The sequence below is a fragment of the Mitsuaria sp. BK037 genome, assembly GCF_014193045.1.
GTDB lineage: Bacteria > Pseudomonadota > Gammaproteobacteria > Burkholderiales > Burkholderiaceae_C > Roseateles.
The window spans coordinates 813,047-838,930 of the sequence record NZ_JACHYS010000003.1; the positions used below are offsets into that span (position 1 = coordinate 813,047).

20 protein-coding genes are annotated in these 25,884 nt (G+C 70.1%); 12 read left to right on the forward strand and 8 right to left on the reverse strand.

All coding sequences use genetic code 11. The features are described 5' to 3' along the window. Positions 1–58 precede the first annotated feature (58 nt). Complete coding sequence (locus tag FHT37_RS20355) at positions 59–2,890, forward strand: polysaccharide deacetylase family protein (RefSeq protein WP_255489863.1); 2,832 nt, start codon at positions 59–61, stop codon at positions 2,888–2,890. 227 nt (positions 2,891–3,117) lie between these two features. Continuing rightward, on the forward strand, positions 3,118–3,627 hold the full coding sequence (locus FHT37_RS20360; RefSeq protein ID WP_183483940.1) for a GNAT family N-acetyltransferase: 510 nt from the start codon (positions 3,118–3,120) through the stop codon (positions 3,625–3,627). A 48-nt stretch (positions 3,628–3,675) separates the two neighbouring features. Here FHT37_RS20360 and FHT37_RS20365 read toward each other — a convergent pair whose 3' ends face one another. The 3 genes from FHT37_RS20365 to FHT37_RS20375 form a co-directional block, all read right to left on the reverse strand. Continuing rightward, complete coding sequence (locus FHT37_RS20365; protein WP_183483942.1) at positions 3,676–4,344, reverse strand: glutathione S-transferase family protein; 669 nt, start codon at positions 4,342–4,344, stop codon at positions 3,676–3,678. Positions 4,345–4,440: 96 nt separating this feature from the next. Beyond that, complete coding sequence (locus FHT37_RS20370) at positions 4,441–5,571, reverse strand: M48 family metallopeptidase (protein WP_183483943.1); 1,131 nt, start codon at positions 5,569–5,571, stop codon at positions 4,441–4,443. After that, positions 5,571–6,767, reverse strand: a complete 1,197-nt coding sequence (locus FHT37_RS20375) for a YjgN family protein (RefSeq protein ID WP_183483945.1) — start codon at positions 6,765–6,767, stop codon at positions 5,571–5,573. Before FHT37_RS20375 ends, FHT37_RS20370 begins: the two co-directional genes overlap by 1 nt. A 229-nt stretch (positions 6,768–6,996) precedes the next feature. Here FHT37_RS20375 and FHT37_RS20380 point away from each other — a divergent pair, with 229 nt between their 5' ends. The 4 genes from FHT37_RS20380 (at position 6,997) to metW (ending at position 11,672) form a co-directional block, all read left to right on the forward strand. Then, on the forward strand, positions 6,997–7,629 hold the full coding sequence (locus FHT37_RS20380) for a glutathione S-transferase family protein (protein WP_091730676.1): 633 nt from the start codon (positions 6,997–6,999) through the stop codon (positions 7,627–7,629). Between the two features lie 214 nt (positions 7,630–7,843). After that, entirely contained in the window at positions 7,844–9,715 is a 1,872-nt protein-coding gene (gene sppA, locus FHT37_RS20385) for a signal peptide peptidase SppA (protein ID WP_183483947.1), read from the forward strand. 188 nt (positions 9,716–9,903) lie between these two features. After that, a complete protein-coding gene (locus FHT37_RS20390) occupies positions 9,904–11,091 on the forward strand; it encodes a homoserine O-acetyltransferase (protein ID WP_091730687.1) in 1,188 nt (395 codons plus the stop codon). Continuing rightward, positions 11,088–11,672, forward strand: coding sequence for a methionine biosynthesis protein MetW (gene metW / locus FHT37_RS20395; protein ID WP_091730690.1), 585 nt, complete (start codon positions 11,088–11,090; stop codon positions 11,670–11,672). Before FHT37_RS20390 ends, metW begins: the two co-directional genes overlap by 4 nt. Positions 11,673–11,701: 29 nt before the next feature. Here the strand turns inward: metW and FHT37_RS20400 are convergent, their stop codons facing one another. Beyond that, positions 11,702–12,688, reverse strand: a complete 987-nt coding sequence (locus FHT37_RS20400; protein WP_183483949.1) for a succinylglutamate desuccinylase/aspartoacylase family protein — start codon at positions 12,686–12,688, stop codon at positions 11,702–11,704. 66 nt (positions 12,689–12,754) lie between these two features. Here FHT37_RS20400 and FHT37_RS20405 point away from each other — a divergent pair, with 66 nt between their 5' ends. The 3 genes from FHT37_RS20405 to FHT37_RS20415 all read left to right on the forward strand — a co-directional run bounded on the left by FHT37_RS20405 (position 12,755) and on the right by FHT37_RS20415 (position 16,357). Beyond that, complete coding sequence (locus FHT37_RS20405) at positions 12,755–13,603, forward strand: alpha/beta hydrolase (protein ID WP_091730700.1); 849 nt, start codon at positions 12,755–12,757, stop codon at positions 13,601–13,603. A gap of 91 nt (positions 13,604–13,694) precedes the next feature. Beyond that, positions 13,695–15,170, forward strand: coding sequence for a M20 family metallopeptidase (locus FHT37_RS20410; protein ID WP_183483951.1), 1,476 nt, complete (start codon positions 13,695–13,697; stop codon positions 15,168–15,170). Between the two features lie 140 nt (positions 15,171–15,310). After that, entirely contained in the window at positions 15,311–16,357 is a 1,047-nt protein-coding gene (locus FHT37_RS20415; RefSeq protein WP_091730706.1) for a LysR family transcriptional regulator, read from the forward strand. On the opposite strand, the gene FHT37_RS20420 is transcribed toward FHT37_RS20415, so the two are convergent. Then, positions 16,358–17,491: an aminoglycoside phosphotransferase family protein gene (locus FHT37_RS20420; RefSeq protein WP_183483953.1), complete on the reverse strand. Its 1,134-nt coding sequence runs from the start codon at positions 17,489–17,491 to the stop codon at positions 16,358–16,360. Between the two features lie 203 nt (positions 17,492–17,694). On the opposite strand from FHT37_RS20420, the gene FHT37_RS20425 reads away from it, so the two are divergent. The 3 genes from FHT37_RS20425 to rsmA are packed head-to-tail and all read left to right on the forward strand — an operon-like array spanning position 17,695 to position 22,297. Then, entirely contained in the window at positions 17,695–20,109 is a 2,415-nt protein-coding gene (locus FHT37_RS20425; protein ID WP_091730713.1) for an LPS-assembly protein LptD, read from the forward strand. Positions 20,110–20,119: 10 nt separating this feature from the next. Continuing rightward, positions 20,120–21,505: a peptidylprolyl isomerase gene (locus FHT37_RS20430; protein ID WP_183483954.1), complete on the forward strand. Its 1,386-nt coding sequence runs from the start codon at positions 20,120–20,122 to the stop codon at positions 21,503–21,505. Between the two features lie 18 nt (positions 21,506–21,523). After that, entirely contained in the window at positions 21,524–22,297 is a 774-nt protein-coding gene (gene rsmA / locus FHT37_RS20435; protein ID WP_091730722.1) for a 16S rRNA (adenine(1518)-N(6)/adenine(1519)-N(6))-dimethyltransferase RsmA, read from the forward strand. A 94-nt stretch (positions 22,298–22,391) separates the two neighbouring features. Here the strand turns inward: rsmA and FHT37_RS25490 are convergent, their stop codons facing one another. The 3 genes from FHT37_RS25490 to FHT37_RS20445 form a co-directional block, all read right to left on the reverse strand. Further along, positions 22,392–22,514 (reverse strand): hypothetical protein, encoded by a 123-nt coding sequence (locus tag FHT37_RS25490; protein WP_255488907.1) that lies wholly within the window; start codon positions 22,512–22,514, stop codon positions 22,392–22,394. A 41-nt stretch (positions 22,515–22,555) separates the two neighbouring features. Continuing rightward, positions 22,556–22,987 carry a barstar family protein gene (locus FHT37_RS20440; protein ID WP_091730726.1) on the reverse strand — a complete coding sequence of 144 codons (432 nt, stop codon included), beginning with the start codon at positions 22,985–22,987 and terminating at the stop codon, positions 22,556–22,558. Positions 22,988–23,334: 347 nt separating this feature from the next. Next, on the reverse strand, positions 23,335–25,632 hold the full coding sequence (locus tag FHT37_RS20445; RefSeq protein WP_147240454.1) for an NADP-dependent malic enzyme: 2,298 nt from the start codon (positions 25,630–25,632) through the stop codon (positions 23,335–23,337). Between the last annotated feature and the right edge of the window lie 252 nt (positions 25,633–25,884).

The following is a 25,884-nucleotide window of genomic DNA, read 5'->3' on the forward strand; positions in this document are numbered from 1 at the left end:
GCGTGAAGCTTCGAGGGAAGGCATGCAAGAGAGAAGTCAACGCAAGGGCGCCGTCTGGATGAGCGCTCTCACGACCGCGGCGTGCGCCGCCACGATGACCCTGACGAGCGGCTGCAAGCCGGCCGGTGACGCGCCCAAGCCGCTGGCCCCGCTGGAAGCGGCCTCCGCCAATCCGGCGATCAGCGCCACGCTGCTGCGCCAGAGCGACGAGCTGCTCGCGCGTCATCGCCAGATGATCGTGCTGATGGACGGCGAGGCCGCGCTCAAGCCCGCCGAACGCGAGGCGGTGCGCGCCGTCGGCCTGATGCTGTTCCACGACATGCAGGAGAGCATCCGCGCGCTCGGCGAGACGGCGGCCCGCAGCACCGATCCCGCCGGCCTGGCCGCGCTCTCGCAGCTGCTGGACCGGATCGAGCAGGAGCCGTCGTGGTTCGACGCCGACCGGCTCGCGTTCAAGGAGTTCCTGACGCAGCTCTCGCAGCAGTTCTCGACCTCGCAGAGCATCGCCGGCCTGAAGCTGGCCAAGCGCGCCAGCGAGGACCTGGGCGTGCTGGCCGAGATCGAGGACGCCTACGAGCAGGAACTGCGCGACACCTTCGGCCGCTTCGCGCAGCGCGGCATCGTGCCCAAGCGCGAGAAGTGGACCGATTACGTCGCCAAGCTCAAGGCGCTCTACGCGCGCGAGCGCATCCTGAAGGACTACGCGACCATCCTGCCCGACCTGCAGGCGCGCCCGAGCGTCGTCGCCGAGACGCCGGCAGGGACCGCGGCCACGGCGGCGACCGCGGCGTCGGCCGCCACGCGCGGCCCCGGCAAGGAGGAGCGCGAGTTCTTCGGCCGCCAGCTGCCGCCCAAGACGGTGCTGCTGACCTTCGACGACGGTCCGCATCCGCGCTACACCGACGAGATCCTGGAGATCCTCAAGCGCTACCAGGCGCCGGCCGTGTTCTTCGAGCTGGGTCGCAACCTGGGCAGCGTCGACGCCAGCGGCAAGGTCAAGCCGGGGCCGGGCAGCGAGGTCGCCAAGCGGGTGCTCGCCGCCGGCCACCCGATCGCGAACCACAGCTTCAGCCACGGCGTGATGTCCAAGTTCGAGCTCGACAAGGTCCGCCAGGAGGCGAGCTCGACCGAGGCGCTGCTCGACGCCGCCGGCCGCGATGGCCAGGCGCTGTTCCGCTTCCCCTACGGCGCGCGCAACGACGCGGCGCTGGGCGCGATCGAGGCGCTCAAGCTGCGCTCGATGATGTGGAACGTCGATTCGCTGGACTGGTCCGATCCGATCCCGAAATCGATCGCCGCGCGCGTGCTGGGCGAGCTCGGCAAGCAGCAGCGCGGCATCGTGCTCTTCCACGACATCCACGCCCGCACCGTCGAGGCGCTGCCGCTGGTGCTGGACCAGCTCAAGGCCGAGGGCTACAAGTTCGCGGCCTGGAAGGACGGCCGGATCGTCGCCGTCGACGCGCCCGCGGTGGAGGCCGCGCCGGACCTGGCGGGCGCCAACCTCTACCGCGACAGCGTCGCGCTGGTGATCGGCATCGACCAGTACAAGAGCTGGCCGCGCCTGCAGCATGCGGTGCGCGACGCCCAGGCCATCCAGGAAACGCTGCGCACGCAATTCGGCTTCCGGCCCGAGAACATCACCACGCTGACCGATGGCGACGCCACGCGCGCCAACATCCTGCGCGCGCTCAACGCGATGGCGCGCAAGGGCGGGGATGGCCGGCTCAAGCGCGATGACCGCGTGTTCGTCTTCTTCGCCGGCCATGGCAGCACGCGCAAGCTGCCCAGCGGGCGCGACGTCGGCTACATCATCCCGGTCGACGCCGGCACCGACGACCTGCAGACCGACGCCATCGCGATGCCGCAGCTGCAGGAGCTCAGCGAGGCGCTGCCCGCCAAGCATGCGTTCTTCGTCATCGATGCCTGCTACTCAGGCCTGGGTCTGACGCGCGGTGGCGCGGCGGGCAGCAGCGCCAACTTCGTGCGCGACAACGCGCGCCGGCTGGGCCGCCAGATGATGACGGCCGGCGGCGCCGACCAGCAGGTGGCCGACGACGGCCCCGGTGGTCATTCGGTGTTCACCTGGACGCTGCTGCAGGCGCTGTCGGGCAAGGCCGACCTCAATGGCGACGGCCTCATCACCGCGACCGAGCTGGCCGCCTATGTCGCGCCGGCGGTGTCGGCGATCGCGCACCAGACGCCGGCCTTCGGCAGCCTGCCCGGCAGCGAGGGCGGCGAGTTCATCTTCGAGCTGGCGTCCGCGCAGGAGCAGGCGCTGAGCGGCGACAGCAACCAGCTCGACGCCAAGGCCAGCGCGCTGGCCAAGCAGGCCGATGACGCCCGCAATGCGCAGCTGCAGCCGGTCGCCCAGGCCACCGCGCCGGCGGGCGCCGCGCCGGGAGCGGCCGCGGCGAGCGCGACCGCGGTGCAGGTCACGCTCAAGGGCCTGGACGGCACGGACACGGCGATCGCGACCAGCGCCGCCCCCGCGCCGATCAGCGCGCGCGTCGCGGCGCAGCGCGCCAACGACCGCGGCCTGCAGCTCTACAAGGAGCGCCGCTACGACGAGGCCGAGGCCGCCTTCACCGAGGCGCTCAAGCTGCAGCCCAAGTTCGCGCTGGCCGCCAACAACCTGGGCTTCATCTACTACAAGCGCGACAAGCCGGCCGAGGCCGCGCGCTGGTACCGCAAGGCCATCGAGATGGACGGCAGTCGCGCGCTGGCCCACCTGAACCTCGGCGATGCGCTGCTGCGCGCCGGCGATGAGGCGGGGGCGCAGGCGGCGTACCGCGCGTTCATCGAGCTCTCGCCCCAGCATGCGCGCGCGGCGGGGCTGAAGGCCTGGATCGAGCATCCGGACAGCGCGCCCAAGCCGGAACCGCCGCGTTGATCGAGGGTCCGCCGCGCGGCACGAGTCCCGCGCGGCGCGTGATCGTCATCCATCGCGGCGTTGATTCCGGCGCTGATCGCCGCGTTGATCGCGACGTCGATCACGGCATCGCCCCGGACGTTGGGCAGGCCCGACGCCAGGCGGGTTGTCCCTGATGTGAGGGGCGTGGGCTTGCTGCTTAATCCGGCCTTTCCCGCTCGGTTGACGTCTGGTTACCGCTTCGTCCCATGGTTTCGCTGGCTTCCGATGGCGTCGCACCGCGCCTGATCCGTGTGCATCAGATCGATCCCCTGGCGTGGGCGCCGCTGCTCGCGGCCAGCCAGGGCGAGGGCTGGCAGATGCTGGGCCGGCTGATGGACGAATGGCGCAGCGGCGCCAATCGCTACGAGCAACCCGGCGAATCGCTGTGGGCCTGGTTCGATGCCACCGACCAGGCGATCGCGGTCGGCGGCCTGAATGTCGAGCCCGCGCCGGGACGTCCCGGCACCGGCCGCATGCGGCGCTTCTACGTGCACCCGGCCTGGCGAGGCCACGGCCTGGCGCGACGGCTGGTCAACGCGGTGCTGGCCAGCGCGCAAGGCCACTTCAGCCGCCTGCATGTGAATTGCGAGAGCCCCGAGTCCGCGTCCTTCTGGAGCCGCTGCGGCTTCGCCCCGATCGACGCGCAGCGCGAGCCGATCGAGCGCCCGGCTCGCTACACCCACGTGCGGCTGCTCCCGCGCTACCAGGCGGCCTGAACGCGCGGCCGCGAAGGCTCGGGCCGCTTCGGGCCGCTTCAGGCCGCTTCACGCCGGCTTCGGCGGCCAGTGCTTCGCGCAGACCTCGGCGACGTGGGGCAGGGCCTCGATGCGCTGCAGCAGCGCGAAGAAGGCCGGCCGCTGTTCCTCCAGGAACTTCCGCGACCCCGACCACTTGGACACGATCACCGCCATCACGTCGAGCGCGCCCGGCCGCGCGCCGCTGAGCCACGGAGCGCCGGGGAACATGTCCGCGAACAGCGCCCAGTGGTGATGCAGGCGGGCCTTCGTGCCGGCGACGATGGCGTCGTGATCGGCCTTGTCGCTGCGGGTGGTGTAGCGCCCCGGGTAGTCGATGACGCTGATGCAGCTGTAGCAGTTGGCCGCGATGTAGACCAGGCCGCGCAGCACGCGGTCCCGCTGGCGCTCGTCGTCGCCGAGCAACCCGGCCGCCGGGAAGCGCAGGCCCAGGTGCATCAGGATCGCGCCGCTTTCCGTCAGCACCTCGCCCTCGGGCGTGCGCAGCGTCGGGATCTGCATCAGCGGATTGAGCGCGCGCAGCGCCTCCTGCGCCGAGGCGTCCTCCCATGACGAGGCGTGCACCGTGCGGTAGGCCTGCTCGCACCAGCGCAGGCCGATCTCCACGATCGACGAGCCGGAGCCCTGGGTGCCGTACAGGACGTAGCCGGCGTCCGACGCCGGACTGGAGACGCTCATGTCGAACTCCACGGGAATGGGGAGCGGCGAGTGTAGGAGCCGCTCGTGCCGCCCGGCGGAAGCCCGCGTGCCGGGCAGGGCGGTGGGCCCGGCCGGTCAGCGTTCGAAGAACTTCATCCGCTCCTCGTCGGCCGGATGGGTGTTGAAGGCGATGCGCAGCAGCTCGCCAGCGCCCGCCTTGGCGTGCTCGCCGACCTCGCGGCCCAGCGTCTTCGGCTCGGAGGCGCGCTCGGCCTTGGCCTGCGCGGTCCTGGCCGCGCGCCACGCCCCGATGCGCTCGAACAGCAGCAGCATCGCGCGCGGCGAACGGCCGCTGTCGATCAGCAGGCGCTTGGCCTGCGCATCGGCCTCGCGCTCGAAGTCGCGCGAATAGCTGGCATGCGTCAGCGCCGCCGGCGCCGCCGCCAGCAGGCTGGAGAAGTCGCCGATCGCGAAGCCCAGCAGCGCGCCGCTCAGGCTGGCGCGCATCGTCAGCCGCAGCCCATGCTGCTCGCGAACATGGCCCAGCTCGTGGGCCAGCACGCCGAGCACCGCGTCGGGCTGGTCGCCCAGCAGCTTCAGCAGGGCGTCGGTGACGACGATGTGCCCGCCCGGCAGCGCGAACGCGTTGGGACCGATGGTGTCGCCGGCATCGCGGAAGTGCAGCTCGTAGGGCGTCAACTCGCCGGGCTGGCTCGCGACCATCGCCGCGAAGCGCGCGCGCCATTGCTGCTGCGCCTGCGCGTCCAGCCGGCTGGGCTTGAGGAGGTAGCCGTCGAGCTGGTCCATCGACTCGTCGCCGATCGACTCGCCGACGGAGGTCGGCAGGTGCCGGGCGATGGTGTCGGCGGCCGCGGGCACGCCCCACTGCCAAACGACCGCGCCGACGGCGACGACCACGCCGAGCGCGACGACCGAATGCCGCCAGCTGGAGAACCAGCGCACCGCCAGCCCGCCGCCGAGCCCGCGGCCCTGCGTCGCGGCCGCGGCCCAGTCGTCCCAGCCGACGGCGTCCCGCGTGCTCAGCACGCCGCCGTCAGGCAGCTGGGCCTGGCGCTGGCCGTGGCGTGTCCGCTCCGGCCACTGCACCTGCCGGATCGGGTAGCGCCGCTCGACGCCGTCCAGGTCCTGGTCGTGGATGACGAGCTGCTCATGCTCCAGCCACAGACGCACCGGCCGTGCGCGGGCGCTGCGGCCGTCGAAGTAGTCCGCCAGCAGCGTCGGCGTGCCCGAGGCCTGGCCCGTCATCACAGGCCCATGTCGATGCCGAAGAAGTCGCCGGCGAGTTCGCCCGCGGCGTCCTGCGGGGCGCTGCCTTGTCCGGCCACCCAGGTCTCGGGGTCGCCGTCCATCGTCACGCTGACGGCCTCCAGCCGCAGGCGCGTGGTGTGCACGACGGCGAAGGGCCGGTACAGGCCCAGCGTGATCAGCGTCAGCACCCAGTTCTTCAGCGTCAGCCAGGTCAGCGCGCCGACCTTCAGCTGGCTGGTGAAGGACAGGTCCTCGGTGGTGGTGCCGTTCCAGACCAGGTTCTGGAAGCGGGCGGTGAAGAACGGTCCGAGCAGCGCGAAGTACAGCAGGTAGCCGACCATCGCGCCCACGACCGCCGCGGCGCTGGCGGCTTTCGGCGAGTGCAGGACGAACATGCCGATCGCGAAGCCGGCGCCCGCCAGCACCAGCATGAGGATGGTGATGAGCAGCGTGACGCCCAGGGTCTTCAGGCTCAGCCAGTAGACCGGGCCGGCGCCCAGTCGCAGCTCACCGTGCTGGGCGGCGATCCGGTAGCCGTTGTGCTGGTAGCGCTTGGCCGCGGCGATCACCCAGGGCGTCAGCAGCAGGATGGCGCCGGCGACCAGCAGGACCACCTTCTCGACCATGCCGAAGCGCGGCTTGCCGTCCACCGGCAGCCCCGCCGGGCCGCCGACCACCTGCACCAGCAGGATCACGGCGGAGCAGATCCAGATCGGCAGCGCCGGGCCGTAGGCGCCCTTGAGCGTGCCGGCGAAGCCGAAGCGCAGGCCGCGCCAGCCGGTGTTGCCGAGCCTGAACTGCATGCCCGCGCGCCACAGCGCCGGCCAGATCGCGGCCATCACGCCGAAGGCGATCAAGCCGGCCATCGGCGAGAAGTGGCCCGCCGCCGAGTAGGTCCCCATCAGCACCAGCAGCAGCAGGTGGCCGCGGAACATCTTCCAGGGGTCGCCGTGGAAGGACAGCGCGTGGCCGTCGATCAGCGTGTTGGCGTAGAAGTAGCGGATGCGCCGCGCCTTGGCGAAGGGCCAGTACAGGCTGGCGGTGACGATCGTCAGGAGCAGGTTGACGATCCAGATCCGGAAATACTCGCTGCCCGATCCGGTGAACTGGATGTCGAGCTTGCGCTTGCGGAACTCCGACAGCGGCCATCCGGTCAGGCCGCCGGTCGCCGCGGCTTCTTCGTGCTGTTGCATGTTTCCCTCTTCTCGATGACCCCGGATTGGGGGGCCCTCCGTTGTTGTCCGCGCGGCGATGGTTCGCAGCGCGATCGTCGGCCGTGTCGGCCGCGGCCCGCTCAGCGGCGGGCGGGCGAGAGTGTGCGTCACCGGCGCAGGGGACGGCAATACACCCAAATGAGGGCAACCGACCTGTCGCTTGCGGGAGTCAGCGCGGGGAAGCGACTGGCTAGAATCCCGCGACACCATGAAGCTCATCGGATCCCTCACCAGCCCCTACGTCCGCAAGGTCCGCGTCGTCATGGCGGAAAAGAAGCTCGACTATCAGTTCGAGCTGGAAGACGTCTGGGGCAGCGACAACATCCTCAAGGTGAACCCGCTCGGCAAGGTGCCGTGCCTGGTCATGGAGGGGCAGGATTCGATCACCGGCGCCGTGTTCGACTCGCGCGTCATCGTCGAGTACGTCGACACCCTGTCGCCGGTCGGCCGCCTGATCCCCGACCGCGGCCGCGAGCGCTGCGAGGTGCGGACCTGGGAAGCGCTGGCCGATGGCCTGATCGACGCCTGCGTCGCCGCGCGCCTGGAACACACCTGGTCCGGTCGCGCCCCGGGCGAGCGCAGCGAGGCCTGGGTGACGCGCCAGATGAACAAGGTCCATGCCTCGCTGCAGGCGATGGCGCATGGCCTGGGCGAGAAGACCTGGTGCTCCGGCAACCACTTCACGCTGGCCGACGTCTCGCTGGGCTGCGCGCTCGGCTACCTGGATTTCCGTTTCCCGCAGATCGACTGGCGCGCGGCCTATCCCAACCTGGCCCGCCACTTCGACAAGCTGATGACGCGCCAGAGCTTCCAGGACACGGTGCCGCCGGCCAACGCCTGAGCCCCGCGGGCCGGCCGGCCCGCCACCCATCCCGCGACCCCACGAATGCCCGGTCCAGCCGGGCGTCGTCGCTTCCAGGCTCTCCCCCCTACGGGCGAGGGCGGCGCTGACTTCCCGCCGATTCGCCCGACTGGGCCCACAATCGCCCGATCCGGCCCGGGTCCGATCCCGACCCCGGCCGGCGCATTCCTTTGACAGATCCCGGGAGGATTGGATGGGTGTGAAGCGAGCGTTGGCGCCGATCGGGCGCTTGTTCGGCCGGCTGTGGTGGTTCCTGGACGGCACGCGGCGCGTGGTGTTCACGCTGCTGTTCTGGCTGATCGTGATCGGCCTGGTCTGGGCCGCCACGCGCGGCGGCAAGCCGCTGCAGGAGAAGACGACCCTGGTGCTGGACATCCGCGGCGATGTCGTCGAGCAGTTCTCGGGCTCGCCACGCGACCAGGCGATCGCCCAGATCAAGGGCGAGGACCGCGCCCAGACGCGGCTGCGCGACATCCTGCGCGCGATCGACGCCGCGGCCAAGGACGACAAGATCGTCCAGGTGCTGCTGGAGCTCGACCAGATGGGCTCGGCCACGCCGGCCGCGCTGCATGAGATCGAAGTGGCGCTGACCCGCTTCAAGGCCAGCAAGAAGCCGGTCGTGGCCTTCGGCCAGGCTTTCGACCAGCGCGCCTACTACCTGGCCGCGCAGGCCACCGAGGTCTACGTCCACCCGATGGGCGGCGTGATGATCGAGGGCTACGGGCGCTACCGCAACTACTACAAGGACGCGCTGGACCGCCTGGGCATCGCGCCCAACGTGATGCGGGTGGGCACCTACAAGAATGCGGTCGAGCCCTACTTCGCGAACGGGCCGTCCAAGGCGACGCTGGAAGCCGAGGGCTATCTGTACGACGAGCTCTGGACCCGCTACCAGACCAGCGTCGAGGCCGCGCGCAAGCTGCCCAAGGGCGCGATCCAGCGCGCGATCGACGAGCTGCCGCAGCGCCTGCAGGCGGTCGGCGGCGATCCCGGCAAGTTCGTGCTGGCCGAGAAGCTGGTCGACGGCCTGAAGACGCAGGACCAGGTCGAGGCGCTGCTGGAGAAGCGCGGCGCCAAGGACGAGAAGCAGCTGCGCCGCATCGGCCTGGGCGCCTATGTCGCCCAGCTGTCGCCGACGCTGCCCAAGCCGGAAGGCCAGGTCGGCGTGATCGTGGCGGAAGGCGAGATCGTGGACGGCAACGCCGGCCCGGGCCGCATCGGCGGCGACTCGATGTCCAAGCTGATCCGTCAGGCGCGGGAGGACGACAAGGTCAAGGCCATCGTGCTGCGTGTGAACTCGCCGGGCGGCAGTGCCTTCGCCTCCGAACTGGTGCGCCGCGAGCTGGAGCTGACGCGCGCCGTCGGCAAGCCGGTCGTGGTGTCGATGGGCGGCGTGGCCGCGTCGGGCGGCTACTGGATCTCCATGTCCTCGGACGAGGTCATCGCGGACCCCTCCACGATCACCGGCTCGATCGGCGTCTTCGGCATGCTGCCGACCGCCGAGAAGCTGATGGACAAGCTGTCCATCCACACCGGCGGCTACACGACCACCTGGCTGGCCAATGGGTATGACCCGCGGCGTCCGCTGGATCCGCGCCTGGCGCAGGTGGTGCAGTCGTCGATCGAGCACATCTATGCCGACTTCACCGGCAAGGCCGCCCAGGCCCGCAAGAAGACGCAGCCCCAGATCGACGCCGTCGGCCAGGGCCGCGTGTGGACGGGCGCGCAGGCGCTGGAGCGCGGCCTGGTGGACCGCAACGGCCTGCTGCAGGACGCGATCGCCAGCGCCGCCAAGCGCGCCAAGCTCGGCGACGACCCGACGGTGCGCTACGTGGAGCCCGAGCGCAGCACGCTCGACCGCCTGCTGACCAGCGTCGGCGACGCGGCCGCGCCCTCGCTGCGCGGCATGGTGATGCACGCGCTGGGCGGCGTTCCGGCGATGCCGGCCGCGCTGCGTGAGGCCCAGGTCGACATGACCTGGCTGGCCGAGCAGGCCCAGGCGGGGCCGGCCGGGTCGAAGCCGCCGGTGCGCGCGATCGTGCACTGCCTCTGCACGGCGCCCTGAGCGCGGCGCGGTGCGCCTCCGGGGCGGCGGGCTCCGGAGGCGTGGCTATACTCCCGCCCCATGGCGCCGATTTGTCCGGCTTGCGGGCGCCCAAGAAATGCAGCTAAAGAGGGACACCCGATCCACGGATCGAGACCCGGTGTTCCGCTTCAAGCGCGGCGCCGGGTTTTGCTTTTTTGGGGTGTTTCATGGGATCTGTCGGTGACGTCACACCGCAGCGCTTGTTGTTCGACGAGCCGCTGACCCTGCGCAGCGGCGCCCGCATCGCGGGCTACGAATTGATGGTCGAGACCTACGGCCGCCTGAACGAGGACAAGTCCAACGCGGTGCTGGTCTGCCACGCGCTGAACGCCAGCCACCACGTGGCCGGCACGCATGCCGGCATCGAGAAGAGCGAGGGCTGGTGGGACAACCTGGTCGGACCGGGCAAGCCGCTGGACACCGACCGCTTCTTCGTCATCGGCATCAACAACCTGGGCTCGTGTTTCGGCTCCACGGGACCGATGCACCTGAATCCGGCCACCGGCCGCGTCTACGGCAAGGACTTCCCCGTCGTCACCGTGCAGGACTGGGTGGACGCCCAGGCCCGGGTGCTGGACCGCTTCGGCATCCAGCAGCTGGCGGCGGTGCTGGGCGGCTCGCTGGGCGGCATGCAGGCGCTGGACTGGTCGCTGCGTTACCCGCAGCGCATGCGGCACTGCATCGCCGTAGCGACGGCGCCCAACCTGTCGGCGCAGAACATCGCCTTCAACGAGGTCGCGCGGCGCGCGATCATCACCGACCCCGAATTCCACGACGGCTTCTTCTACGAACACGGTGTCGTGCCCCGTCGCGGCCTGCGGGTGGCGCGGATGATTGGCCACATCACCTACCTCAGCGACGACGTGATGGAAGAGAAGTTCGGCCGCCAGATGCGCGCCGCGGAGCTGGGCTACTCGACCTCGGACATCGAGTTCCAGATCGAGAGCTACCTGCGCTACCAGGGCGACAAGTTCAGCGAGTACTTCGACGCCAACACCTACCTGCTGATCACGCGGGCGCTGGACTACTTCGACCCGGCGCGCGAGCACGGCGGCGACCTGAGCCGCACCTTCGCCAGCGCGCTGTGCAAGTACCTGGTGGTGAGCTTCACGACGGACTGGCGTTTCTCGCCGGCGCGCTCGCGCGAGATCGTCAAGGCCCTGCTCGACAACAAGCGCGACGTCTCCTATGCCGAGATCGACGCTCCGCATGGCCACGACGCCTTCCTGCTCGAGGATCCGCGCTATCACGGCGTGCTGCGCGCCTATTTCGACCGCATCGCCGGAGAGCATGAACGGCCGGTGCCTGGCGGCACGGCGGCGGTCTCGCATCGCCTGCAGGGAGTGGCGGTATGAGCGACCGGGCCGTGATGGACATGATTGCCGAGCTGGTGCCCGCGGGCTCGCGGGTGCTGGACCTGGGTTGCGGCACCGGCGAGCTGCTGGCGCACCTGCAGGCCACCAAGGGCTGCACCGGCTACGGCGTGGAGCTGGACGACGCCAACGTGCTGGCCTGCGCGCAGCGCGGCGTGAACGTGATCCAGCTCAACCTGGAGGAAGGGCTGGCGATCTTCGAGGACCAGAGCTTCGACGTCGTGCTGCAGCTGGAGACGCTGCAGAACCTGCGCAACACCGAGGCGATGCTGCGCGAGACCGCCCGGGTGGGTCGCATCGGCATCGTCAGCTTCCCCAACTTCGCGCACTGGCCCAACCGGCTGCAGGTGCTGTCGGGCCGCATGCCGGTGACCCGCGTGCTGCCCTACCAGTGGTACGACACGCCCAATATCCGCGTCGGCACCTACGCCGACTTCCATGTGCTGGCGCGCAAGTGCGGCCTGCGGGTGCTGGACAGCTTCGGCGTCCAGGACGGCCGCCAGGTCCGCGTGCTGCCCAACCTGATGGCCAGCATGGCGGTGTTCAAGTTCGACCGGGATTGAGGACGGGCCCTCGCGTGCGACGGCGGTGATCAGTCCTCGTAGCGTCCCAGCCGCACCATCGTCTGCCCGGCCACGCCGGCCCGCCGCGACGGCATGATCAGCACGCAGTCGTCGTGCGGCGTGACCCAGCGCCGCGCGCCGTCCTCGGCCAGCGGCGTGCCGGCCGCGGGAATGAGCTTCAGGTGATGCGTGGGCAGCAGGAAGCGGAAGTCGGGCGATGCCGCGGTCACGCCCTCGCCAACGCGCACCAGCCGCTGCCGCGCCGGCGTGGGCAGGCGCGGCGATGCCGCCATCCACGCGTCGTCGATCATCCCCAGATGCCGCAGGAAGCGCAGCGTCACGTCGGTCGCCATCGTGGCGCTTGCCGGCTCCCAGTGCGCGCCGCACTCGACCAGCACCGCCTGCCGCGGACTCCGCGGATCCGAGAAGCTGCCGCGGTCGATCATCCGCAGCCCCGCCGCATGGCCGGTGTCGACCAGCAGCGTCTCCGGCTGTCCCAGTGCCCGGGCCAGCGGCACGCTCTTGTCGGTCATGCCGCAGATCGTCAGCGCCGGCGCGCCCGGCTCCTGCATCGAGTGCAGGTCCAGCAGCACGTCCGCCGCGTCCACGAAGGGCGCCAGCTCGCGCGCCCGGCGCAGCTCGACCGAGTCGCGCGGCCCGCGCAGCACCGCCTCGTCCCAGACGCGGTTCATGTCCTCGTCGACGCAGCGTGACGCGAACGGCGTCAGCGCATTGAAGCGCCCGTAGGCCTCGACATTCGCGAAGGCCAGCACCAGCCGGCCGCGCAGCGGCTTCAGGGACCGACCCAGCAGTCCGTCCAGCGCGATCGCGCCGCAGAGCTCGTTGCCGTGCACCAGCGCCACCACCATCGCCACCGGGCCCGGCCGGCCCGAGTCCAGCACGTGGACGAACGCCACGTCCGTGCCGGTACCGCGGCGCCAGCGATCGAGCGGCGGCGGCTGCAGGCGCACTTCCGGGTTGAAGGCGGGGAAGGACTCGAGCAGGGCAGGGGTCATCGTCGTCGGAACGGGGGGCGTCCCCGGCGGGAAGACTGGGCGCGGGCGATCCTACACTCCGGCCCCATGAAGACTCTGACCGGCCATGACGGCCTCCCGCTGCACTGGCGGGAATGGGGCGCCGACCTGTCGCTGCCCACCCGCGGCACCGTGCTGATCGTCCACGGTCTGGGCGAGCACATCGGGCGCTACGAGGCCGTCGCCGGGCGCCTGAACGACTGGGGCTGGCATGCCGCCGGCTACGACCAACGCGGCCACGGCGCCTCCGGCGGACCGCGCGGCGACATCCCCGCCCACGACAGCCTGCTGCGCGACCTGGCCGCCGCGATCGACGGCCTGCGCGCCGACGACCGCAAGGGACGCGGCCCGCTGATCCTGCTGGGCCATTCGATGGGCGGCGCCGTCGCGGCCCGCTTCGTCGCCGGCGCGCTCGAGCAGGCGCCCTGGTCGCGCCCGGTCGACGGGCTGATCCTCAGTTCCCCGGCGCTCGACCCCGGCCTGTCGGCGTTCCAGCGCGGCCTGCTGGGCGCCACCCTGCCGCTGGTGCCGCACCTGGCCGTGGGCAACGGCCTGAATCCGTCGTGGGTCTCGCGCAGCCCGGAGGTCGTCCAGGCCTACAAGGACGATCCGCTGGTCCACGACCGCATCACCCCGACGCTGGCGCGGATGATCGCCAGCTTCGGCCCCGACACCCTCCCGCTGGTGCCGCGCTGGACCACGCCGACGCTGCTGATGTGGGCCGGCGCCGACCGCTGCGTGGCCCCGGCGGGCAGCGCCGCCTTCGCCGCGGCCGCCGCCGCGGGCGGCGCGGTGCAGGCCGTCCCCTTCCCGGGCCTGGCGCACGAGATCTTCAACGAACCTGAGCGCGAACAGGTCTTCGCCCGGCTGCGCGCCTGGCTGGGCGCACGCTCCTAGAATCGCCCGATTCACCCTTCCGCCCGGACCGGCCGCGACCGCGACCCCGGACCCAGCCACGGCGGCCCGACCGGCCGCGCAGGAGACCCGCATGAACGCACGTGACCCGTCGTTGCCGCTGCAAGCCGATGAAATCAGCGCCCTGGGCGCCTTCGCCGAGAAGGTGTGGGACCAGGAGATCGTCCCCGCGCTGACCGACTACATCGCCATCCCGGCCAAGAGCCCAATGTTCGACGCCGACTGGCAGGCCAACGGCTACATCGACCGCGTCGTCCGCGACGCCGCCCAGTGGGTGGAAAGCAAGAAGATCCCCGGCCTGAAGCTGGAGGTCATCCGCCAGGAAGGCCGCACGCCGGTCATCTTCTTCGAGCTGCCGGCGACCAAGGCCGACAGCACCGACACCGTCGTCCTGTACGGCCACCTGGACAAGCAGCCGGAGTTCAACGGCTGGCGCGCCGACCTGGGCCCGTGGACGCCCAAGTACGAGGACGGCAAGCTCTACGGTCGCGGCGGCGCCGACGACGGCTACGCGATCTACGCGTCGATCACCGCGCTGCTGGCGCTGGACCAGCAGGGCGTGCCGCGCCCGCGCTGCGTCGGCCTGATCGAGGCCTGCGAGGAATCGGGTTCCTACGACCTGCCGGCCTACATCGACCTGCTCAAGCCGCGGCTGGGCAATGTCTCGCTGGTGGTCTGCCTGGACTCCGGCGCGGGCGACTACGACCGCCTGTGGATGACCACCTCGCTGCGCGGCATGGTCTCCGGCGTGCTGAAGGTCGAGGTGCTGACCGAGGGCATCCACTCCGGCGACGCGTCGGGCGTGGTGCCCTCGTCCTTCCGCATCCTGCGCCAGGTGCTGGACCGGCTGGAGGATTCCAGGACCGGCCGCCTGCTGCCCGAGTCCTTCCACTGCGAGATCCCCGGCGTGCGCCACGAGCAGGCGCAGGCCACCGCCGCGATCCTGAAGGAAGAGGTCTACAAGCGCCTGCCCTGGGCCTGCGGCGCGGACGGCGGCCCGGTGCTGCCGGTGACGCAGGATCCGGTCGAGGTGCTGCTGAACCGCACCTGGCGCCCGACGCTGTCGGTCACCGGCGTGGACGGCTTCCCCGAGCTCAAGAGCGCCGGCAACGTGCTGCGCCCGTACACCGCGTTCAAGCTGTCGCTGCGCCTGCCGCCGCTGATCGACGGCAACGAGGCCGCGCTCAAGCTCAAGGCGCTGCTCGAGGACAACGCGCCCTACAACGCCAAGGTCAGCTTCGTGCCGGACGGCCGCGCCGGCGCCTATGGCGCCACCGGCTGGAACACGCCGGAGCTGTCGCCGTGGCTGAGCCAGGCGCTGGACGAGGCCAGCCGGGCCCACTTCGGCCAGCCGGTCGGCTACATCGGCCAGGGCGGCACCATCCCGCTGATGAGCATGCTGCAGAAGGGCTTCCCGGCCGCGCAGATGATGGTCTGCGGCGTGCTGGGCCCCAAGAGCAACGCCCATGGCCCCAACGAGTTCCTGCACGTGCCCTACGGCAAGCGCCTGACCGCCGCGGTGGCGCAGGTGATCGCCGCGCACCCCTGACGACGGACGGGGCGCCGAGGCGCTTCCCCAGCGCGGCGGCCCGGCCGTCGCGCACCCTGAGGCCGGTCTCCGGCGCATCGCGAAGTCATAGAGAGGCGACCGACGCGGGAACCCCGCGGCAGTCGTCCGGAGGAGACGGGATGGATCAGGTCAAGGCGATGCGGGTCTTCACCCGCGTGATCGACGAGGGCAGCCTCGCCGGCGCGGCGCGGGCCATGGACCTGGCGCCGGCCGTGGTCACGCGGCTGGTGGCCGACCTCGAGGAGCACCTCGGTGCGCGGCTGCTCAACCGCACGACGCGGCGGCTGTCGCTGACCGATGTCGGCGAGGGTTACCTGGAGCGCTGCCGCCGCATCCTCAGCGACATCGAGGAGGCCGAGGCGCTGGCCTCCGCCGCCACCAACGAGCCGCGCGGCAGCCTGCGCGTGCTGATGCCGCCGGCGATCGCGATCCACCAGCTGGCGCGCCACATGGCCCGCTTCCACGCGATGTACCCGCTGGTCAGCGTCGAGCTGGTCGCCCCCGGGCCGGTGGACACGCTGGACGAGAGCTTCGACATCACCGTCATCTCGACGCGCAGCCCGCTGCAGGGCGACTTCATCGCCCGCAAGCTGGCGCGCACGGAAGTGATCATGTGCGCCTCGCCGGAGTACCTCGCGCGGCGCGGCCGGCCGCAGCATCCGTCCGAGCTCAAGCAGCACGACATCATGCTGCCGCCCATCCATGAGCTGTCGCGCGGCGTGACCTTCGAGCGCTGCGGCGCCGACGGCCTCACCGCCGAGAGCTTCTTCGCGATCCCGTCGCGCCCGGTGATGACGACCTCGTCGGTGGACACCAAGTACGCCTGCGCGTTGCACGGGCTGGGCATCGCGGGGCTGCCGTCCTTCGTCGTCGGCGACGCGCTGATGGAGGGCGCGCTCGAGCGCGTGCTGTCGCAGTGGCGCATCTACAGCTACCAGCTGTGGGCGGCGATGCCGACGCGCAAGTTCGTCCCGGCGCGCACCCGCGCGTTCATGGATTTCCTGGTGGAGATCTTCGGCGGCCGCGATGAGGATCCGTGGCTGGCCGCTGCGGGCTGCCCCAGCTACCTGGCGGCGCAGGAGCTGCTCGCGCTCCAGGCCGCCCGCGAGGCCAGGGCCGCCAAGGCGTCGGCAGCCTCGGCCTCGGCGCCTGCCGACGGCGACTGATCAGCGCAGGCTGAAGCCGGTCTGGGTGTACTGCGGCTGCAGGTCCTCGATCAGGCGCAGCAGCGGCGACAGCTCGATGTAGCGGGTCGCCGTCTTGACCACGTAGGCATAGAAGCGGGGCAGGTCCTCGGCGTAATGCGGCTTGCCGTCGCGGTGCTTGAGCCGGCAGAAGATGCCCATGATCTTCAGCTGTCGCTGCAGCACCGTCCATTCCAGGCGCCGCCAGAACAGGCCGAAGTCCAGCGCCATCTCGTGCGGGTCCTCGCCCTCGGGATCCAGGCCGAACAGCCCGGCGCGCCGGGCGCCTTCCCAGTAGCGCACCGCCCAGTCGAGCTCCTCGGCCTCGTCCCAGGAGATGAAGGCGTCTCGCAGCAGCGAGGCGATGTCGTAGGTGACCGGCCCCATGACCGCGTCCTGGAAGTCCAGGATGCCGGGCGATGCGAAGGCGCCGGTGCCTTCGCCGGAGGGGCAGACCATCAGGTTGCGCGGCATGTAGTCGCGGTGCATCGGCACGCGCGGCTGGGCCGCGATGTTGGCGGCGAGCAGGGCGACCGTCCGGTCCCAGTAGCCCTGCTGTTTGTCGTTCCACTGCTTGCCGTGATGGGCCTGGACGCACCAGTCGACGAAGATCTGCAGCTCCCGGCGCACGAAGGCGTCGTCGAAGACCGGCAGCGCGCCCTCGGCGCGGGCCGACGCGCTGGTCTGCCAGCGCAGCAGCGCCTGGGTGGCGTCGCGCATCAGCTGCCGCGGCAGCGCCTCGTCGCCCGCGCGCTGCGCCTCGATCAGCGCCGCGATGTAGGACTGGCGGCCCAGGTCCTCCATCACCGCGAATCCCTGCGCGACATCGTGGGCCAGCACCCGCGGCACATGCAGGCCGCGTTCGGCCATCAGCGCGCCGACGTGCAGGAAGGCGGCCAGCTGATTCGGCGTCGCGGGATCGTCCATGACGACCAGCGTGCCGCCGGTGCTCGTCGCCACGCGCAGGTAGCGGCGGAAGCCGGCGTCGCTGCTGGCGACGGCGAGCGTCTCGAGCCGCAGGCCCAGCGGCTCGACCAGCGGCGCGATCCAGGCGTGGAAACGGGCGGCGCGGTCGGCGTCGGGCCAGGGCACGGCGGGCGGAGCGGAAGCGGTCATCGGCAAGGGCGCGGGATCGAGCCCGGCGAGGCAGGGGCGGGAAGCAGAAGGGCCGCTGCGCGAGCGGCCCCGGAGGACGGTGACAAGGCGCTTCGGCGGTCCTGCCGGCCGGCGAGCCTCGTGGATAATGATTCTACAAACCCCGGGCAGCGCGGCGCGACCGACGCGCGGCCGCCTGACCTCTGCAAGACGCTGCCCGCCTGATGCGCCCTCCGGTTTCCCGACCCCGTCCGATCTCCCTGGCCGCCGCCCTGGCGGTCGCGCTGCCCGCGGTCTCCGTGTCTACGGCGCAGGCGCAGGAGTCCGCCGGCCAGCCCTTGATCCTCAAGTCGGTCAAGCAGCTGCACCAGACCAAGCGCAAGGACGCCCGGCCCGCGATGGCGCTCAGCGCCGACCGCATCACCAGCGAGATGGACCAGACCTCGACCGCCGAGGGCGACGTCCAGCTGCGCTACGGCGGCATGCTGCTGAAGTCGAAGACGCTGCGCTACGACTACCCGCAGGACCTGGCCACCGCCGAGGGCGAGGTGGAGCTCAGCCAGAACGGCGCGGTGCTGCGTGGCCCCAAGCTGGAGCTCTTCGTCGACAAGTTCGAAGGCCAGCTCGAGAGCCCGACCTACTTCTTCGCCGCCACCGGCGGCAGCGGCAGCGCCAAGGCCTTGCACTTCCTCGGCGACCAGCGCATGCGCGCCGACGAGGCGACCTACTCGACCTGCCCGGTGTCGGACAAGGGCGAGCAGGACCTGCAGGACGCCAAGGCCGGCAAGAAGGGCCAGCGCGATTGGGAGCTGGTCACCAGCAGCCTGAACCTGGACTTCGACGCGGGCGAGGGCGTGGCCAAGGACGCGGTGGTGCGCTTCCTGGGCGTGCCCATCCTGGCGGCGCCGTCGCTGAGCTTCCCGCTCGGCGACCAGCCCAAGTCCGGCCTGCTGCCGCCCAACGTCAACATCGACAACCGCAGCGGCGTCGAGTACAGCCAGCCCTTCTACTGGAGCATCGCGCCCAACCGCGACGCGACCATCACGCCCTTCATCATGACGCGGCGCGGCCCCGGCGTGGACAGCCAGTTCCGCTACCTGGAGCCCGGCCATCGCGGCCAGATCGACTACGCGCTGCTGCCGCACGACCGCGTGACCGGCCGCTCGCGCTGGGACCTGCGCCTGAACGGCGACGGCGACATCACGCCCAACTGGACTTACAACGTCCACACCGAGCGTGTCTCCGACGACGACTACTGGAAGGACCTGCGCAGCCGCATGCTGTCCCAGACGCCGCGCCTGCTGTCGACGGACCTGCGCACGCAGCGCGACTTCAGCTTCAACTGGGGCGAGATGCAGACCTACGCGCGGGTGCAGAAGTGGCAGCCGCTGCAGGTTGCGCAGGTGGAGGACCAGTTCGCGTCGCCCTACCAGCGCTCGCCGCAGATCGGCGTGCGGCTGCAGACCGGGGCCGATGAATCGGTGCTGGCCGGCTACCTGCCCACCGGCCGTCGCGCGCGCCTGGAAGGCGGGCTGGAGGTCGAGTACAACCGCTTCGACCTGCCCGGCGGCGCGCTGAGTTCGCAGACCCAGACCGGCGAGCGCATGCACCTGCTGGGTCACGTCAGCCTGCCCTTCAGCGGCGCGGCCTGGTGGCTGATCCCCAAGCTGTCGGTCAATTCGGCCAGCTACAACCTGGACCAGCCCATCGACGCCACCGGCCGGCGCTCGATCGGCCGCACCATCCCGACCTTCAGCGTCGACCACGGCTGGATCCTGGAGCGCAACACCTCGCTGTTCGGCCAGGCGATGCGCCAGACGCTCGAGCCGCGCCTGCTGTACGTGAACACGCCGTACCGGGACCAGAGCCTGATCCCCAACTTCGACGCCGCGCCGCGCGACTACAACTTCGATTCGGTCTTCGCGGAGAACCAGTTCTCCGGCGTGGACCGCGTCAACGACGCCAACATGCTGGCCTTCGGCGCCACCACGCGCTGGATCGAGGACGAGAAGGGCGAGGAACAGCTGCGCCTGGGCATGGTCCAGCGCTACCTGTTCCGCAACCAGCGCATCACGCCGGACGGCACGCCGCAGACGCACCGCCTCTCGGACGTGGTGCTGCTGGCCTCGGCCCACCTGAACCAGGCGTGGTGGACCGACAGCACGCTGCAGCTGAACTCGTCCGACGGCAAGGTCGAGCGGACGGTGCTGCGGCTGCGCTATTCGCCGGGGCCGTTCCGCACCGTCAGCGCGTCCTACCGGCTGGCGCGCGGCCAGAGCGAGCAGGTCGAGCTGGCCTGGCAGTGGCCGCTGTTCGGACCGGACCGCAAGTCGGTGGCGGGCGGACCGGGCTGCGCCGGCGCCTGGTACGGCGCGGGCCGCCTGCAGTACAGCATGCGCGACAAGCGCTTCACCGATTCCGTCATCGGCGCCGAATACGACTCGGGCTGCTGGATCCTGCGTGTCGGTGCCGAGCGCCAGGCCACCGGCCGCGCGGAAACCAATACCCGGCTGATCCTGCAGCTGGAGCTGGTCGGCCTGTCGCCGCTGGGCTCCAATGCCCTGAAGGTGTTGAGAGACAATATTCCGGGTTACCGGTCGCTCAGCTCCGAGCGGTCGGCTTTTGGCACTTATGACTGAACTGCGTTCGATGCGACATCTCAAGCCTGTGGCGGCCACGCTCCTGTCCCTGACCGCCGCCCTGGCCGGCTCGGCATCCTTGGCGCAGACGCGGCCCGCCGCCCCCGCCCCGGCCGCATCGGCGGCCGCCGCGACGCCCAATCGCCCGGTCGTCGAACAGCGCCAGCTCAAGCCGGGTGACTACATCGCGGCGATCGTCAACACCGACATCGTGGCGGCGTCGGAAGTGATCCAGCGCACCGAGCGCATGCGCGAGGAAGCCCGCCAGCGCGGCCAGAACGTGACCAACGAGCTGCTGCACAAGCAGGCCCTGGACAGCCTGATCGACGAGCGCGTGGTCGTCACCTACGCGCGCGAGAACGGTCCCCGGGTCGACGAGCCGGAGCTGGACCGGGTCGTGGCGAACGTGGCCACGCAGAACAAGCTGACGATGCCGGAGCTCCGCCAGCGCCTGGCCGCCGAAGGCATCGACTTCAAGCGCTTCCGCGAGAACCTGCGCGACCAGATGCTGAGCGAGCGCGTGCGCGAACGCGAGGTGCAGGGCCGCATCCGCGTTACCGACGGCGACATCGACAAGTACCTGGACGAGCGCCAGGCCGCGTTGCAGGGCCGCGCGCAGCTGAACGTGGCGCAGATCCTGGTGCCGGTGCCCGAAGGCGCCGGCCCGGTCGTGCTGGCTGAGCGCAAGGCGCGCGCCGAATCGGCGCTGGCGCGGGTGAAGGCGGGCGAGGACTTCGCCAAGGTCGCCCGCGAGCTGTCGGAGGACGCCAACAAGAACCGCGGCGGCGAGATCGGCCTGCGGGCGGCGGACAAGCTGCCGGACGTCTTCGTCGATGCGGTCAAGGACCTGCAGCCCGGCGAGGTGCGCCCCGAACTGCTGCGCTCCGAGGCCGGTTTCCATGTGATGAAGCTGATCGAGCGCCAGACCGGCAAGGCCTCGATCAACGTGGTCGTGCAGACGCGCGCGCGTCACATCCTGCTGCGCCCGTCCGAGCAGCTGACGCCGGAGCAGGCCACGCGCCGGCTGGTCGAGTTCAAGCGCGCGATCGAGTCCGGCCGCGCCACCTTCGAGCAACTGGCCAGAGCCAACTCGGAAGACGGCAGCGCGCAGGAAGGCGGGGACCTGGGCTGGGTGTCGCCGGGTGGTTTCGTGCCCGAGTTCGAGCAGGCCATGGATGCGTTGCCGCTCAAGGGCATCTCGGACCCGGTGCCGTCGCGCTTCGGTATCCACTTGATCCAGGTGATGGAGCGCCGCGACGTGGTGCTCGACAACAAGCAGCTGCGCGAACAGGCGCGCAACGCGCTGCGCGAGCGCAAGTACGACGACGCGTACAACGACTGGATGAAGGAAATGCGCGCCCGCGCCTTCATCGAGACGCGCGAGTGGCTGGACTGAGCGGCCGGGACTGAGTTCATGGGACATGTCGCGCGCAAGCGCTTCGGCCAGCACTTCCTGACCGACAAGGCCATCATCGACGGCATCATTGACGCCATCGGCCCGGGCGAGGACCAGGCGATGGTCGAGATCGGTCCCGGGCTGGGCGCCATGACGCTGCCACTGCTGCAGCGGCTGCCAGCCTCGAGCCAGCCGCTCACCGTGATCGAGCTGGACCGCGACCTGGCCGCGCGCATGCGCAAGCGCGGCGATGTGACCGTCATCGAGTCCGACGTGCTGAAGGTGGACTTCGCGGCGCTGGCCGCGGAACGGGGCCGCAAGCTGAAGGTCGTCGGAAACCTGCCCTACAACATCTCCTCGCCGATCCTCTTCCACCTGCTCGGCGTGGTGGACCATGTGGTGGACCAGACCTTCATGTTGCAGAAGGAAGTCGTCGACCGCATGGCCGCCGGGCCCGGCGGCAAGGACTACGGCCGGCTGAGCGTGATGCTGCAATGGCGGTACGACGTCGAGGCGCTGTTCGATGTGCCGCCGGAGGCCTTCGATCCGCCGCCGCGGGTCGATTCGGCGATCGTGCGCATGGTGCCGCTGTCGGCGCCCGCCCGCATCGACGAGGCGCTGCTCAGCGAGCTGGTGGCCTCGGCGTTCTCCCAGCGCCGCAAGTTGCTGCGGCACTCGCTGGGGAAGTGGCTGGAGGCGCGCGGCTTCGGCGGGACCTTCGACCTGCAGCGCCGTGCCGAGGAAGTGCCGGTGGCCGAGTTCGTCGCGCTGGCGCAGGCCGTCCAGGGCTGAGCGGCAGCTAGCGGGCGCATGGGCCGGCGACGCCCAATGAAAAAGGCCTTCCGTCGCCGGAAGGCCTTGTGCGCAGAACCGGCGCTTCAGTCCATCAAGCGGCGCTGAGCCACATCGACGTGTCGAACGCGCTGCACATCATCGGCATGTTCATGCCGAAGTTGGGGTTCGGATTGGTCTTGGTGCTCTTGAGCACCGGCTTCGCTTCGGGGGCCACCTCAGTCGCCCGCTCCCATGACCCTGATTCTTGGGAGCGGGCTACTGAAAAGAATAGAAACACCTGAAGGAGATCTTCCGCTCGGCCCAGAAGTCGGCCGCCTCGCGGAAGACATCGAGCAACTGCTCGCGTGCCTCCCGATCGAATTTCGCGTGATCGGGCAACTGGTCCAACACCACGACGAACCCTGGTTGCGTGCCCGACTTGTGGACCAGATTGGTCATGCAGTCGTACAGCGCTTCCATGTTCTTGCCGAAGTGCGCCGGGAACAGGAAGTTGCTGGCAATCAGTTCCAGCACGTCCTGTTTGGTCTCGGCCGGAGACAGGTTGGCGTACAGGAAATGTTGGCCGGCGTCCTGCGCGGCCTGCATCAAGTCCTCGACCCGGTAGGCTCTGATCGCCTGCACGATGTTGGGACGGACTGTCTGCAAAAGCATTGTCGCGTTCCTCCTAGATGGGGTATCCGAGCTCATGTCTGGGTGGGGCCGTGCACCGGAACAGCGCCCGCGGGGCCTGTGATCGTCGGTGGGGGAGGGCTGAGCCAGCGAGGGTTAACCCTGAACTCTGAAACCAAGATGGTACAGAAAGGGCCTCGAATGCTCAAGCCAGGGGCTACCACAATGCCTTAAAAAGCGGCATTGTTAGCATGCGCACACATTCGCCCGAACGCCCACAAACGTGAGTAGTCATCCAGTGGAAATTGACTGGTGAGCCACTACAAACTTTTTCTATAGGCCGGACCGGAGGTCGGGATTAAAGGCCCTCCGGCGGCTTGGATGAGCGATACCAGGGCCTGTCCGGCCCCGGAATCGCCGCTGGCTCAGCGAGCCGCGTTCGCGTCCGCGACGGTCAGCGCCGTCATGTTCACGATGCGGCGAACGGTCGCCGACGGGGTCAGCACGTGGACCGGCTTGGCCGCGCCCAGCAGGACCGGCCCGATGGCGATGCCGCCGCCAGCCGCCGTCTTCAGCAGGTTGTAGCTGATGTTGGCCGCGTCGATGTTGGGCATGACCAGCAGGTTGGCCTCGCCGGTCAGGGTGCTGTTGGAGACCAGCTGCTCGCGGTAATGCGGGTCCAGCGCGGCATCGCCGTGCATTTCGCCGTCGGCTTCCAGCCAGGGCGCGTTGTCCTTGATCAGCGCCAGCGCGTCGCGCATCTTGACCGCGGACGGGCAGTTGCTCGAGCCGAAATTGCTGTGCGACAGCAGCGCCGCCTTCGGGCGCAGGCCGAAGCGCATCATTTCCTCGGCCGCCATCACGGTGATCTCGGCGATCTGCTCGGCGGTCGGGTCGTAGTTGACGTGGGTGTCGACCAGCATGACCTGGCGGCCCGGCAGGATCAGGCCGTTCATGCAGGCGAAGTTCTTGACGCCGGGGCGCTTGCCGATGACCTGGTCGATGTACTGCAGGTGCATCGCGGTGTTGCTCCAGGTGCCGCAGAGCATCCCGTCGACCTCGCCCTTGTGCAGCATCATCGCGCCGATCAGCGTCAGGCGGCGGCGCATCTCGATCTTGGCGAGCTGCTGCGTGACGCCCTTGCGCTCGGTCATCGCGAGGTAGGTCTGCCAGTAGTCGCGATAGCGGTGGTCGAACTCGGTGTTCACCACGTCGTAGTCGCGGCCCTCCTGCAGGCGCAGGCCGAAGCGCTCGCAGCGCTGGGCGATCACCTGCGGGCGGCCGATCAGCGTCGGGCGGGCGATGCCTTCGTCGACGACCACCTGCACCGCGCGCAGCACGCGCTCCTCCTCGCCTTCGGCGTAGGCGACGCGCTTGTGCTGCGCCTTCTTCGCGATCTGGAAGATCGGCTTCATCGTCGTGCCGGAGGCGTAGACGAAGCTCTGCAGCTTCTCCAGGTAGGCCGGCATGTCCTGGATCGGACGCAGCGCCACGCCGGAGGCCTCGGCCGCCTTCGCGACGGCCGGGGCGATCTTCATCATCAGGCGCGGGTCGAAGGGCTTGGGGATCAGGTACTCGGGGCCGAAGCTGAGGTTGGCGCCGGCGTAGGCGGCGGCGACGACCTCGCTCTGCTCGGCCTGCGCCAGCTCGGCGATCGCGTGGACGGCGGCGATCTCCATCTCGTCATTGATCGTCGTCGCGCCGCAGTCCAGGGCCCCGCGGAAGATGTAGGGGAAGCACAGGACGTTGTTGACCTGGTTCGGATAGTCGGTGCGGCCGGTGGCCATCAGCGCGTCGTCGCGGATCGCGTGCACGTCCTCGGGCTGGATCTCCGGATTCGGATTGGCCAGCGCGAAGATGATGGGCTTGGCCGCCATCGACGCGACCATGTCCTGCTTGAGCACGCCGCCGGCCGACAGGCCCAGGAACACATCCGCGCCGGCGATGACCTCGCGCAGGCTGCGCAGCTCGGTCTTCTGCGAGTACACGGCCTTGTCCGGGTCCATCAGTTCGGCACGGCCTTCGTAGACGACGCCGGCCAGGTCGGTCACCCAGATGTTCTCGCGCGGCAGGCCGAGCTTGACCAGCAGGTTCAGGCAGGCGAGGGCGGCGGCGCCGGCGCCCGAGGTGACCAGCTTGACCGAGCGGATGTCCTTGCCCGCGACCTTCAGCCCGTTGAGCAGGCCGGCGGCCACGACGATGGCGGTGCCGTGCTGGTCGTCGTGGAAGACGGGGATCTTCATCCGCTTGCGCAGTTCGCGCTCGACGTAGAAGCAGTCCGGCGCCTTGATGTCCTCGAGGTTGATGCCGCCGAAGGTCGGCTCCAGCGCGGCGATCACGTCGACCAGCTTGTCGAGGTCGTGCTTCTCGTCGATCTCGAGGTCGAAGACGTCGATGCCGGCGAATTTCTTGAACAGGACGCCCTTGCCCTCCATGACCGGCTTGGAGGCCAGCGGGCCGATGTCGCCCAGGCCGAGCACGGCGGTGCCGTTGGAGATCACGGCCACCAGGTTGCCGCGCGAGGTGTAGCGGAAGGCGTTGGCCGGGTCGGCGACGATTTCCTCGCACGCGGCGGCCACGCCCGGCGAGTAGGCCAGCGCCAGGTCACGCTGGTTGATCAGCTGCTTGGTGGCGGCGATGGCGATCTTCCCGGGGGTCGGGAACTCGTGATATTCGAGAGCGGCCTGGCGCAGCTGAGCGCGTTTTTCTTCGGACGTGGACATGGGGGACTCTTCTGGTTGAAACCGGTCCGCCGTCGTGGGCCGGGTCGGCGATTGTAGGAGTCCGACCCGGCGGCGACAGTGCGGACTATGCGTATGCTGCATGTCGCCCGGGCCGCAGGGGCATACGCGAAACTGCGCATCCGGAGCGCCCGCGCGAGCGCCATACTGCCTGCCCCGCACGCGCGCGAGGCCCTCGTCCGGACCTGGCTTTCAAGGTCCTTTCAAGGTCCTTTCAAGGCACTCCAAAGTCCT

Excerpts from the sequence above, each read along its gene's own strand:
- metW (WP_091730690.1), top strand. The coding sequence starts at position 11,088 with ATGAGCGACCGGGCCGTGATGGACATGATTGCCGAGCTGGTGCCCGCG.
- FHT37_RS20410 (WP_183483951.1), top strand. The coding sequence starts at position 13,695 with ATGAACGCACGTGACCCGTCGTTGCCGCTGCAAGCCGATGAAATCAGC.
- FHT37_RS20425 (WP_091730713.1), top strand. The coding sequence starts at position 17,695 with ATGCGCCCTCCGGTTTCCCGACCCCGTCCGATCTCCCTGGCCGCCGCC.
- FHT37_RS20380 (WP_091730676.1), top strand. The coding sequence starts at position 6,997 with ATGAAGCTCATCGGATCCCTCACCAGCCCCTACGTCCGCAAGGTCCGC.
- FHT37_RS20440 (WP_091730726.1), bottom strand. The coding sequence starts at position 22,987 with ATGAGCTCGGATACCCCATCTAGGAGGAACGCGACAATGCTTTTGCAG.
- FHT37_RS20415 (WP_091730706.1), top strand. The coding sequence starts at position 15,311 with ATGGATCAGGTCAAGGCGATGCGGGTCTTCACCCGCGTGATCGACGAG.
- FHT37_RS20355 (WP_255489863.1), top strand. The coding sequence starts at position 59 with ATGAGCGCTCTCACGACCGCGGCGTGCGCCGCCACGATGACCCTGACG.
- FHT37_RS20375 (WP_183483945.1), bottom strand. The coding sequence starts at position 6,767 with ATGCAACAGCACGAAGAAGCCGCGGCGACCGGCGGCCTGACCGGATGG.
- FHT37_RS20365 (WP_183483942.1), bottom strand. The coding sequence starts at position 4,344 with ATGAGCGTCTCCAGTCCGGCGTCGGACGCCGGCTACGTCCTGTACGGC.
- FHT37_RS20445 (WP_147240454.1), bottom strand. The coding sequence starts at position 25,632 with ATGTCCACGTCCGAAGAAAAACGCGCTCAGCTGCGCCAGGCCGCTCTC.
- FHT37_RS20400 (WP_183483949.1), bottom strand. The coding sequence starts at position 12,688 with ATGACCCCTGCCCTGCTCGAGTCCTTCCCCGCCTTCAACCCGGAAGTG.
- FHT37_RS20430 (WP_183483954.1), top strand. The coding sequence starts at position 20,120 with ATGCGACATCTCAAGCCTGTGGCGGCCACGCTCCTGTCCCTGACCGCC.
- FHT37_RS20405 (WP_091730700.1), top strand. The coding sequence starts at position 12,755 with ATGAAGACTCTGACCGGCCATGACGGCCTCCCGCTGCACTGGCGGGAA.
- FHT37_RS20360 (WP_183483940.1), top strand. The coding sequence starts at position 3,118 with ATGGTTTCGCTGGCTTCCGATGGCGTCGCACCGCGCCTGATCCGTGTG.
- FHT37_RS20390 (WP_091730687.1), top strand. The coding sequence starts at position 9,904 with ATGGGATCTGTCGGTGACGTCACACCGCAGCGCTTGTTGTTCGACGAG.
- FHT37_RS20420 (WP_183483953.1), bottom strand. The coding sequence starts at position 17,491 with ATGACCGCTTCCGCTCCGCCCGCCGTGCCCTGGCCCGACGCCGACCGC.
- rsmA (WP_091730722.1), top strand. The coding sequence starts at position 21,524 with ATGGGACATGTCGCGCGCAAGCGCTTCGGCCAGCACTTCCTGACCGAC.
- FHT37_RS20370 (WP_183483943.1), bottom strand. The coding sequence starts at position 5,571 with ATGACGGGCCAGGCCTCGGGCACGCCGACGCTGCTGGCGGACTACTTC.
- sppA (WP_183483947.1), top strand. The coding sequence starts at position 7,844 with ATGGGTGTGAAGCGAGCGTTGGCGCCGATCGGGCGCTTGTTCGGCCGG.